General features: G+C 66.5%; 8 protein-coding genes. 6 read left to right on the top strand and 2 right to left on the bottom strand.

All coding sequences use genetic code 11. The features are described from left to right. Positions 1-254 precede the first annotated feature (254 nt). Positions 255-758: a hypothetical protein gene (locus tag NFW30_RS15310; RefSeq protein ID WP_295356072.1), complete on the top strand. Its 504-nt coding sequence runs from the start codon at positions 255-257 to the stop codon at positions 756-758. 109 nt (positions 759-867) lie between these two features. Here the strand turns inward: NFW30_RS15310 and pdxH are convergent, their stop codons facing one another. Together pdxH and NFW30_RS15300 are read right to left on the bottom strand one after the other, a co-directional pair. Further along, positions 868-1,506: a pyridoxamine 5'-phosphate oxidase gene (pdxH, locus tag NFW30_RS15305; RefSeq protein ID WP_295356074.1), complete on the bottom strand. Its 639-nt coding sequence runs from the start codon at positions 1,504-1,506 to the stop codon at positions 868-870. Next, entirely contained in the window at positions 1,503-3,272 is a 1,770-nt protein-coding gene (locus NFW30_RS15300; RefSeq protein WP_295356076.1) for a PDZ domain-containing protein, read from the bottom strand. The genes pdxH and NFW30_RS15300 overlap by 4 nt, the downstream gene beginning before the upstream one ends. Positions 3,273-3,483: 211 nt before the next feature. Here NFW30_RS15300 and NFW30_RS15295 point away from each other — a divergent pair, with 211 nt between their 5' ends. The 5 genes from NFW30_RS15295 to NFW30_RS15275 all read left to right on the top strand — a co-directional run. Then, positions 3,484-4,389: a glutamate/aspartate ABC transporter substrate-binding protein gene (locus NFW30_RS15295; RefSeq protein WP_295356078.1), complete on the top strand. Its 906-nt coding sequence runs from the start codon at positions 3,484-3,486 to the stop codon at positions 4,387-4,389. 71 nt (positions 4,390-4,460) lie between these two features. Next, entirely contained in the window at positions 4,461-5,201 is a 741-nt protein-coding gene (locus NFW30_RS15290; RefSeq protein ID WP_295356081.1) for an amino acid ABC transporter permease, read from the top strand. Between the two features lies 1 nt (position 5,202). Beyond that, complete coding sequence (gene gltK, locus NFW30_RS15285) at positions 5,203-5,883, top strand: glutamate/aspartate ABC transporter permease GltK (RefSeq protein ID WP_295356082.1); 681 nt, start codon at positions 5,203-5,205, stop codon at positions 5,881-5,883. A gap of 32 nt (positions 5,884-5,915) precedes the next feature. Continuing rightward, a complete protein-coding gene (locus NFW30_RS15280) occupies positions 5,916-6,644 on the top strand; it encodes an amino acid ABC transporter ATP-binding protein (RefSeq protein WP_295356084.1) in 729 nt (242 codons plus the stop codon). Between the two features lie 154 nt (positions 6,645-6,798). After that, positions 6,799-10,850: NAD-glutamate dehydrogenase (locus NFW30_RS15275; protein WP_295372333.1), on the top strand; the 4,052-nt coding region annotated here is incomplete at its 3' end.

Below are 10,850 nucleotides of genomic sequence, written 5' to 3'. Positions count from 1 at the left end.
CATTCTCCGCCATCTTTGCGCGCCAGATATCCGCGCTTCTTCGCAGCCACTAACAGCCGGTCCGAAGACACTTGAGCGGATGCTCGCCGTGCATCTTCTGTCGGCGGGAAACGCCCGAGCTGCGTTGTTCCGGGATGAGGCCGGATGCGGGGTCGGGCAGAGGCGGTCGACCGCCAGCGCTGAAGCCTGCATCCCGGCGAGCGCGCGAAGCCCGTAGCCCTGGCGCCGGCGAAATGCGGCAGCGGAGAGAGTTGATGATGAAGAAGACGATCGCGGCACTGTTTCTGCTGCTGGCCTGGCAACCCCTCTCCAGCATGGCTGAAGCGCGTGGCTACGGCACAGCCTCGGTCTCCGGCGGCGTCGTCGCGGTCGGCGGGCGCGGTGGTTACCCTGGGCCACGCGGTGGTTACTACGGACCGCGGGGCGGCTATTACGGCCCGCCCGGCGGCTACTATGGTCCGCGCTGGCGACCCTACGGTCCGGGTGTCGGCTTCTACTTCGGTGCCGCACCGGGCTGGGGCTGGCCCTGGGGCCCGCCACTGTACTACCCGCCGCCGGTCGTCTACCCGCCCGTGGTGGCGGTGCCGCCGCCGGTCGTCTATGTTGAAAGGGGTGCCGACGCAGCGGTCCAGGAGCAGGAAGCGGGCCAGCCTCTGGAGCCCGGATACTGGTACTACTGCCGTGCCAACGGCGGTTACTACCCGGCGGTGATGCAGTGTCCGGGGCCGTGGGAGCGGGTCGTGCCGCGCGACGACTAGCTGGTGCCAGTAGCCCGGGTCCAAGGCGAACGGCAATTGGTTGCTCCGCGGTGCGGCATCAGGCCAGGCTCTCGGCGGCGTCCCGTCCGCTGCGTCGCCGGTTCCCGTCTCAGGGCGCCAGCCGCTCGCGCAGCCACTGCCCGTCGTCGTCCAGACGGTAGCGCAGGCGATCATGCAGCCGGCTCTTTCGCCCCTGCCAGAACTCCCAGCGGTCGGGTCGCAGGCGGTAGCCGCCCCAATGCGGCGGGCGAGGCGGCTGCAGCAGGAAGCGCGCGCCGTAGTGCGCGGCGTTGGCGACGAGGATCGCGCGACTGGCGATCACCTCGCTCTGCGGGCTGGCCCAGGCGCCGATTCGGGAATCGAGCGGGCGGCTGGCGAAGTAGGCGTCGCTCTCTTCAGCGCTGACCCTGTCGACCCGACCCTCGATGCGCACCACACGCTCGAGTTCGACCCAGTGGAACTGCAGGGCCGCCCACGGGTTGGCGGCGAGTTCGCGGCCCTTGCGGCTGTCGTAGTTGGTGAACCAGGTGATGCCGTCGGCACCGTAACCCTTGATCAGCACGACCCGGGTCGAGGGGCGCTGCGCCTGGTCGACGGTGGCCAGCGTCATGGCATTCGGTTCAGGCAGTTGCGCGCTGATCGCTTCTCCGAGCCACTGCGCGAACTGTGCGAGCGGATCGGCGTGCGATGCGTCCTCGCTCAGTTCGGCCTTCTCGTAGCTCTTGCGCAGCGCAGCCAGGTTGGTCATTGCAGCCACTCCTCGCGCAGCCGGTTGGGCTGTCGCAGCAATTGCAGATGGTGGCGGTCGCGCGCCGGCTCGCCGAGCCGCAGCGAGAACTCCATCAGTTCGTCACGGCGAAAGACGTGCAGCCGCAGCACATCGCCGGCGCTGTGCCGGGTGAGCCGGCGTTCGAGAGTGGCAGGCGTCACCCGCAGGCCGTCGATCGCCAGCAGGACATCGCCGGCGGCGAGTCCGGCCGCCTGCGCCGGACCGCCGTCATAGACCGTCGCCAGGCGCAGCTCGTTGCCCTCGGCGGCCGTCTTCACCGCGAGCGAAGGTGTGCGTGCTGCCGGCTGGCGCCGGAGCCGGATGGCGAAAGGCCGCAACAGTCGCGCCAGGTCGAAATCGCTCGTGCCATGCACCGCGTCAGAAAAGAAAGCGCCCAGGTCGAGACCGGAAAGTTCCTCGGCGAGCAACCGGATGTCGTCGTCGGCGACGCCCGCCGCGTCGCCGTGACGCTGCCAGAGGGCGCGCATCAGCTGATCGAGCGTGACCCGGCCGGCGGTCTCGGCGCGCAGCTTCAGGTCGAGCGCCAGCGCCACCAGCGCGCCCTTGGCGTAGTAGCTGACGACCGTGTTCGGTGTGTTCTCGTCCGGCCGGTAGTATTTCGTCCACGCGTCGAAGCTCGACTCGGCGAGCGTCTGCCGCAAACGTCCGGGCTCGTTGCAGACCTTGTCGATCGTGCGGCCGATGAGGTCGAGCCACTCCTGGCGACGGATCAGGCCGCAGCGCAACAGCGTCAGGTCGTCGTAGTAGGAGGTGAACCCCTCGAACGCCCAGAGCAGCGTCGTGTAGTTCTCGGCATCCAGGTTGTAGGGGACGAAGGCGGCGGGCCTGATCCGCTTGACGTTCCAGGCGTGGAAGTATTCGTGGCTGCAGAGGCCGAGAAAGCCCCGGTAAGCCTCTGGCAGACCGCGCATTCCCGGCCACGGCAGGCTGTCGCGGGCGCACAGCAGGGCGGTCGACGACCGGTGTTCCAGCCCGCCGTAACCTTCGCCGACGGCGGTGACGAGAAAGAGGTAACGCGGCATCGGTGGCGGTTCGCCGAAGAGGCGGATCTGCCACTCACAGATGCGCTGCAGATCGGCCGTCAGGCGCTCGAGGTCACAGTCGTGGCGACCGCTGATCGCCACCTCGTGCGGGATGCCGCAGGCGCTGAAGGCGGCCAGGTCAAAGTGGCCCATCTCGACCGGATGATCGATGAGTTCGTCGTAGTTGTTCGCACGATGGAGGCCGAAGCCGTGCCGTCTGGCGGCGCCCGGCTCACCCGTCGCCAGCGCCAGCGTCGTGGCGACGCGCCAGCCGGAATGGGAATGGCCGCCCGGGCGGCGGATGTCGACCAGGCACGGCCGGTCCTCGTGTCCGAGTGCGCGCAGGAAGACGTTGCTGCCGTTGAAGAAGGCGTGTGTCTGGTCTACGTGCGCGCCGCGCACCGAGAGATCCCAGGCGTAGACCTCGTGGATGATGCTCAGCTCGTCACCGCCGGCGACTGGCGCCGCCTGCCAGGTGTGCTTGTCGAGCTTGCGCAGGGCGACCGGCCGACCGCGACTCTCGGCTCGGATGGCGACGATGTGGCGGGCGAAGTCGCGGATCAGGTAACTTCCCGGGATCCAGGCGGGCAGCGCGAAGCGCTGGCCGTCGGTGGCGGGTCCGGGCAGCGTGCAGCGCACTTCGAGCAGGTGCGCTGCCGGCTTGCTCGGGACAATGCTGTAACGGATCGGTGCCGGCTGCATCAGTGGTCTTGCGCTCCTGCCGCGTGCAATGGGCGGGAATTGTAAGGCCTGAAGCCGGTCCTACGACCGTCAGGTGAGCAAAGCGGCGACGCCGGGCAGATTTCATGACCGAAACATGGCTTGGCGCGGGTTGCAACTCATGCCACAATCGCGGCGCTCGGCATGGCCGAAACAGCCGATACACCATTCCACCCGGAAGGAAGGAGACACGATGTTGAAACATTCGCTGCGCGGCGCGTTCGTCGCCGCTTTCGTTGCCAGTCTGTTGTCGGCGCCGGTCATGGCGCAGGAACTGACCGGGACACTGAAGAAGATCAAGGATACCGGCGCGATCTCGCTCGGTCATCGCGAGTCGTCGATCCCTTTCTCGTACTACGATGACAAGCAGCAGGTCATCGGCTACTCGCACGAGCTGATGCTGAAGGTCGTCGACGCGATCAAGGCGGAGCTGAAACTGGCGAAGCTCGATGTCCGCCTGCTGCCGGTCACTTCGGCGAACCGCATCACACTGGTCCAGAATGGCTCGGTCGACCTCGAATGTGGTTCGACGACCAACAATACCGAGCGCCAGAAACAGGTCGGCTTCTCGAACTCGATCTTCGTCATCGGTACCCGCCTGATGACCAAGACCGACTCGGGGATCAAGGACTTCCCCGATCTCGCCGGCAAGAACGTCGTCACGACTGCCGGTACCACCTCGGAGCGTCTGCTGCGCAAGATGAACGAGGAGAAGCAGATGAAGATGAACATCATCAGCGCCAAGGATCACGGCGAGTCGTTCCTGACTCTCGAGACCGGCCGCGCGGTGGCGTTCATGATGGACGATGCCCTGCTCTACGGTGAAATGGCCAAGGCCAAGCGGGCGAGCGACTGGGTGGTGGTCGGCACGCCGCAGTCGTACGAAGCCTACGGCTGCATGCTGCGCAAGGATGACCCGGCGTTCAAGAAGGTGGTCGACAATGCTCTGGCGAAGGTGATGACTTCCGGTGAGGCCGAGAAGATCTACGCCAAATGGTTCCTGCAGCCCATCCCGCCGAAGGGGCTGAACCTCAACTTCCCGTTGTCGACGGCGGTGCAGAACATCTACAAGTCGCCGAACGACAAGGCATTCGATTAGGCATTCGGCTGGGCAGCCGGCGGCCTGCGCGGGCCGTCCGGCTGCTGCACCCGTGACGCGGGAGGGGCGACATGGCCTACAACTGGAACTGGGGAGTCTTCCTGCAGCCGACGGCGACCGGCGACGACTCGACCTACCTCGGCTGGATGTTCTACGGGCTGAAGATGACCATCGGCCTGTCGTTGTCCGCCTGGGTGATCGCGCTGCTGCTCGGCGCCGTCGTCGGCGTCCTGCGCACGGTTCCCAACCGCTGGCTGGCCGGCATCGCGACGGCCTATGTCGAGGTCTTCCGCAACATCCCGTTGCTCGTGCAGCTTTTCCTGTGGTACTTCGTGATGCCCGAACTGCTGCCGGAGAAGCTCGGCAACGCGTTCAAGCAGACCAACCCGATCGTGCAGCAGTTCCTGTCGTCGATGGTCTGTCTCGCGCTGTTCACCAGTGCGCGGGTCGCCGAACAGGTGCGCTCGGGGATCAACTCGCTGCCGCCGGGGCAGAAGAACGCCGGTCTGGCGCTCGGCTTCACGCTGCCGCAGACCTATCGCCATGTCATGCTGCCGATGGCGGTGCGCCTGATCGTGCCGCCGCTGACCTCGGAGTTCCTCAACATCTTCAAGAACTCGGCAGTTTGCTCCACGATCGGCCTGCTCGAACTGGCTGCCCAGGGCCGGCAGCTGGTCGACTACACGGCACAGCCCTATGAGTCGTTCATCGCCGTCACCGTCGCCTACCTGCTGCTGAACGTCGTGGTGATGTTCGGCATGCGCTGGGTCGAGGCGCACGTGCGCGTTCCCGGCTACATCGGAGGAAAGTGAGATGCATGAGTTCGACTGGTCGTCGATTCCGAATGCGCTGCCCTTCCTTTGGGACGGGATGAAGATCTCGCTCGAGATCACGCTCAGCGCCGTCGTCTTCGGCATCGTCTGGGGAACGCTGCTGGCGTTGATGCGGTTGTCGTCGATCACGCCGCTGTCGTGGTTCGCCGCCGGCTACGTCAACCTCTTCCGCGCCGTGCCGCTGGTGATGGTGCTGTTGTGGTTCTTCCTGATCGTGCCGCACCTGCTCGAGAGCCTGTTCGGCCTGCCGCGCGGCACCGACATGCGACTGACCTCGGCGATCGCCGGCTTCGCGCTCTTCGAGGCCGCCTATTACTCGGAGATCATCCGTGCCGGCATCCAGTCGGTGCCCAAGGGGCAGATGGCGGCTGCGAGCGCGCTCGGCATGACCTACGGCCAGGCGATGCGGCTGGTCGTTCTGCCGCAGGCGTTCCGCAACATGGTGCCGCTGCTCCTGACGCAGGGAATCATCCTCTTCCAGGACACCTCACTGGTCTATGTCTCGGCCCTCGCCGACTTCTTCGGCGCGGCCTACAAGGTCGGTGACCGCGACGGTCGGCTGGTCGAGTTGCTGCTCTTTGCCGGCGCGGTGTACTTCGTTCTCTGCTTTGCTGCATCGCGGGTCGTCCGCCACTACCAGAACAGGATGAAGACGGCCTGAGGCCGGTCGGACACAGTCGCGAGGAGACTTCGATGATTTCGATGAACAAGGTCAGCAAGCACTACGGTTCCTTCCAGGTTCTCGCCGATTGCACGACGGAGGTCCACAAGGGCGAGGTGATCGTCGTTTGCGGGCCGTCCGGATCGGGCAAGTCGACACTGATCAAGTGCGTCAATGGCCTCGAGCCCTTCCAGAGCGGCGAGATCATCGTCAATGGCGTCTCGGTCGGCGATCCGAAGACCAACCTTTCGAAGCTGCGCTCGACGGTCGGCATGGTCTTCCAGAACTTCGAGCTCTTCCCGCACATGCGCATCATCGACAACCTGGCGATCGCGCAGGTCAAGGTGCTCGGTCGCAACCCGGAACAGGCGCGTGAGAAAGGGCTGAAGCTGCTCGACCGTGTCGGCTTGCGGGTGCAGGCCGAGAAATACCCCGGCCAGCTCTCCGGTGGACAGCAACAGCGGGTGGCGATCGCCCGGGCGCTGTCGATGGACCCGATCTGCATGCTCTTCGACGAACCGACATCGGCGCTCGATCCGGAGATGATCAACGAGGTGCTCGACGTCATGACCGAACTGGCGCAGGAAGGAATGACCATGATGTGCGTGACGCACGAGATGGGTTTTGCCCGCCGCGTCGCCAACCGCGTGATCTTCATGGATCAGGGCCGCATCGTCGAGGACGACAGCAAGGAGGCGTTCTTCGGCAATCCGCGCTCCGAGCGGGCGCAGCAGTTCCTGGCCAAGATTCTGCATCACTGAGAATGGTGGCGCGCCGGTGGCGCTGCCATTCCGTGGTCAAGCACCGGGTCTGCCGTCGGATGGGCCTCGCCGCCGTCACCGCCGCTGATCCTGCACCTGGCGCCGACCGCTGCCGGGCGCCGCGTTGTCACCGTCCCTGTCCAAGGAGAGCGCCATGGCGACGATCTCTGAAACCGCAAGCAACCTGCGCCGCGACCTACACGATATCGCCGCTCGCCTGAGGCTGTCAGCGTCGGTCGCCGGCTTTCTCGACTGCTACTACGTCGACTTCGATTTTGCCGGCGGCAGCGACGCGAGTCCGGAAGAACTCGTCGGTGCCGCCGTCCAGCATCATCGCCTCGGTGAGCGCCGGTCGCCGCGGCAACCGGTGCTCGCCCTCTATACGCCCGACTTCGATCGCCACGGCTGGCACTCGCCGCATACCGTGATCGACGTCGTCACCGACGACATGCCTTTCCTCGTCGATTCGATCACCATGCTCGTCTATCGCCGTGGGCTGGCGATCCACCGTCTGCTGCACCCCCTGCTCGGCGCCGAACGCGGGCCCGACGGCGGCCTGCAGCGGATCACTCCACATGGCGGGCAGGGCAGTCGGACCGAGTCCTGGATTCATCTCGAGATCGACCGCATCGGCGACAGTTCGGAGGTCGACGAGCTGCAGCAGGAAATCACCGCCGTCCTCGCCGACGTGCGGTCGGCGGTCGACGATGGTGCCGCCATTCAGCGGCACATGCGCGCAGCAGCCGCCGAACTCGCCGCCGACGCCGAGGTGGGCGAGGCGGTCGAGGCTGCCGAGTACCTCGACTGGATCGCCGCCAACAACTTCGTCTTCCTTGGCGCTGCAGAGTACCTGGTCGCTGCCGGCGAGCACCGCCTGGCCCGGGTCGCCGACAGTGGCCTCGGCATCCTGAGGCACGCCGGCCACCCGCGCTTTGGCAGCTGCCTGGCGGCGATTCCGGGCGAAATCAGCGAACTGGGCAGGGATCCATCGCCGCTGATCCTCGTCAAGGCCGACGCCCGTTCATCGGTCCATCGTCCGGCCTATCTCGACTTCATCGGCGTCAAGCGTCTCGACGGCAGCGGCCGCATCGTCGGCCTGCGCGCTTTCGTCGGCCTGTACACGGCGCATGTCTATCATGTGTCGGCGACCGAAATCCCGCTGCTGCGGCAGAAGGTGGCCGCCGCGCGGCAGGAGATTGGCTTCGTCACCCGCAGCCACCGCGACAAGACCCTGCTCAACGTCCTCGAGACCTATCCGCGCGACGAGCTGATCGAGATCGCGCATGCCGACCTGGTGCGCATCGCCCGCGGCATCGTCGCGCTGCACGAGCGCGAGCAGGTACGTGTCTTCATGCGTGATGACCGCTGGCGGCGCTACGTTTCGGTCATCGCCTACATGCCGCGTGACCGTTTCGACACGACGGTGCGCAAGCGCATCTCGGCGCTGCTATACGAAACGCTGGCCGCGGAACGGGTGGACTACTTCGTCACCATCGGCGAGTCGCGTCTCGCGCGCCTGCACTTCATTGCCCGCACGCCGGCCGGGACTGACTACGCGTACGATGCCGCGGCGATCGAGCGTCAGACGGCGCGCATCGTGCGCGGCTGGAGCGACGAGTTGAAGCAGAATCTCGTCGGCCACTATGGCGAGGAGCATGGCAACCGCCTGCTGCGCCGCTTCGCGAGCGAATTGCCCCTGTCGTACCAGGAGCGGGTGACTCCGGCCGCTGCGGTGTCGGATCTCGACTGCCTGCAGGCCGCCGAACGGAGCGGCCTCGTCGAAGTCAAGCTGAGCGCGGCGCAGGGCGACGACGGCGCGCACCAGCACCTGAAGCTCTTTCGCCGCGGCCGTCCGCGACCGCTGTCGGCGATCCTGCCGGTGCTCGAGAACCTCGGCCTGACCGTGCTCTCCGAGCAGCCGTTCAGCCTGCCGGCGGGGGACCTGCACATTGCCGACTTCGCCGTCCGCCTGCCCGACGCGCGAGCGCTCGACGACGAAGCGACGCGGCAGGCCTTCCTCGATCTGCTCGAACGCCTGTTGCGCGACCAGGCCGAGAACGACGGCTTCAATCGCCTGGTGCTGCTGGCGGGTCTCGATGGGCGCCAGATCGGCATCCTGCGCGCGTACAGCCGCTACCTGCGGCAGGCCGGACTGCCATTCAGCCAGGCCTACGTCGAGCGTTGCCTGGCGACCCACTTCGACATCACCCGTCGCCTCGTCGAACTCTTCGCCGCGCTTTTTGCCCCGACGGCCGATGCTGCCCGTGCCGCTGCACTGGGCGACGAACTGACCATGGCGCTGCTGCAGGTCAGCAATCCCGATGACGACCGGATTCTCTCGGCCCTGCAGACGGTCATCTCGGCGACGCTGCGCACCAACGCGTACCAGGCGGCCAGCGATGGCCAGGCGAAGGCCTACCTGTCGTTCAAGCTGTCCTCGCGCGAGATCCCCTTCCTGCCGGCACCAACGCCGTTGTACGAGATTTTTGTCTATAGCGAACGGCTGGAGGGTGTGCACCTGCGTGGCGCGCGCGTCGCCCGTGGCGGTCTGCGCTGGTCGGACCGGATGGAGGACTTCCGCACCGAGGTGCTCGGACTGGTCAAGGCGCAGATGGTCAAGAACGCCGTGATCGTTCCGCTGGGCTCGAAGGGCGGGTTCGTCTGCAAGCGCTTGCCGCCGGCGAGTGACCGGGAAGCCTGGCAGGCCGAGGGTGTCGCCTGCTATTCGACCTTCATCCGTGGCCTGCTCGACCTGACGGACAATCTGGTCGGCGGGCGGGTAGTGCCGCCCGCCGGCGTCCGCCGGCGTGACGGCGACGATCCCTATCTGGTCGTTGCCGCCGACAAGGGGACGGCGAGCTTCTCGGACATCGCCAACGGCATCGCCATCGAATACGGTTTCTGGCTGGGTGACGCCTTCGCCTCGGGTGGTTCGGTCGGCTACGACCACAAGAAGATGGGCATCACCGCCCGCGGTGCCTGGGAAGCGGTCAAGCGGCACTTCCGCGAGCTGGGTCGCGACATCCAGAGGGAACCCTTCACCGTCGTCGGCATCGGCGACATGTCGGGCGACGTCTTTGGCAACGGCATGCTGCTGTCGCGCGAAATCCGGCTCCTTGCCGCCTTCGATCACCGCCACATCTTCATCGATCCCGATCCGGACGCGGCGCGCAGCCATGCCGAGCGACAGCGCCTGTTCGACCTGCCGCGCTCGTCGTGGGCCGACTACGATCCGGCGTCGATTTCGGACGGCGGTGGCGTCTGGTCGCGTACCGCCAAGACGATTCCGCTGTCGCCACAGGTGCAGGCCTGGCTGGCGACAGACGCCGGCCAGATGTCGCCGCCCGAACTGATCCGCAGCCTGTTGCAGGCGCCGGTCGACCTGCTCTACAACGGCGGCATCGGTACTTACGTCAAGGCTGGCAGTCAGAGTCATCAGGAGGCGAACGACCGCGCCAATGACATCCTGCGCGTCGATGCCGGCCAGTTGCGGGCACGCGTGGTCGGCGAGGGTGGCAACCTCGGCCTCACCCAGAAGGGCCGCATCGAATTTGCCCTCAACGGCGGCCGCATCTACACCGACGCGATCGACAATTCGGCCGGTGTCGACTGCTCCGACCATGAGGTCAACATCAAGATCCTGCTCGCCGGCCTGGTCGCCAGTGGCGAAATGACCGGCAGGCAGCGCGACGCGCTGCTCGCCTCGATGACCGACGAGGTGGCGGCTCTGGTGCTGGCGGACAACTACCAGCAGACGCAGGCGATCGCGCTCGAAGTCGCCACTGCAGGCGAGCTGCTGCCGGCACATGCGCGGCTGATCCGCAGTCTCGAAGCGCGCGGCGCCCTGCACCGTGCCGTCGAGTTCCTGCCCGACGACAAGGGTCTCGCCGAGCGCGGCCAGCAGAAGCGCGGACTGACCGCGCCCGAGATCGCCGTGCTGCTGGCCTACGCCAAGATCGCCCTCAAGGAGGCGTTGCTGTCCTCCGATCTGCCCGACAGTGGCGATGTTCGTGACCTGCTGCAGAGCTACTTCCCGAGCGTCCTGCAGGACTCCTGCCGGGCACAGATGGCGGCACATCCGCTGCAGCGGGACATCATCAGCACGCAACTGGTCAATCGCCTCGTCAACCGGATGGGAACCACCTTCGTCCTGCGTCTTGGCGACGAGACGGGCGCTTCGCCGGCGCAGGTGGCCAGCGCCTGGTA

Source organism: Accumulibacter sp., from assembly GCF_023806635.1.
In the GTDB taxonomy this organism is placed as follows: Bacteria; Pseudomonadota; Gammaproteobacteria; order Burkholderiales; family Rhodocyclaceae; genus Accumulibacter.
The sequence above is the reverse complement of the archived record's forward strand: the minus strand, read 5'-3'. Positions and strand labels throughout refer to the sequence as shown.

Bases quoted from the DNA above. Each gene is read 5' to 3' on its own strand.
- NFW30_RS15310 (WP_295356072.1), top strand. From the start codon at position 255: ATGATGAAGAAGACGATCGCGGCACTGTTTCTGCTGCTGGCCTGGCAA.
- pdxH (WP_295356074.1), bottom strand. From the start codon at position 1,506: ATGACCAACCTGGCTGCGCTGCGCAAGAGCTACGAGAAGGCCGAACTG.
- NFW30_RS15300 (WP_295356076.1), bottom strand. From the start codon at position 3,272: ATGCAGCCGGCACCGATCCGTTACAGCATTGTCCCGAGCAAGCCGGCA.
- NFW30_RS15295 (WP_295356078.1), top strand. From the start codon at position 3,484: ATGTTGAAACATTCGCTGCGCGGCGCGTTCGTCGCCGCTTTCGTTGCC.
- NFW30_RS15290 (WP_295356081.1), top strand. From the start codon at position 4,461: ATGGCCTACAACTGGAACTGGGGAGTCTTCCTGCAGCCGACGGCGACC.
- gltK (WP_295356082.1), top strand. From the start codon at position 5,203: ATGCATGAGTTCGACTGGTCGTCGATTCCGAATGCGCTGCCCTTCCTT.
- NFW30_RS15280 (WP_295356084.1), top strand. From the start codon at position 5,916: ATGATTTCGATGAACAAGGTCAGCAAGCACTACGGTTCCTTCCAGGTT.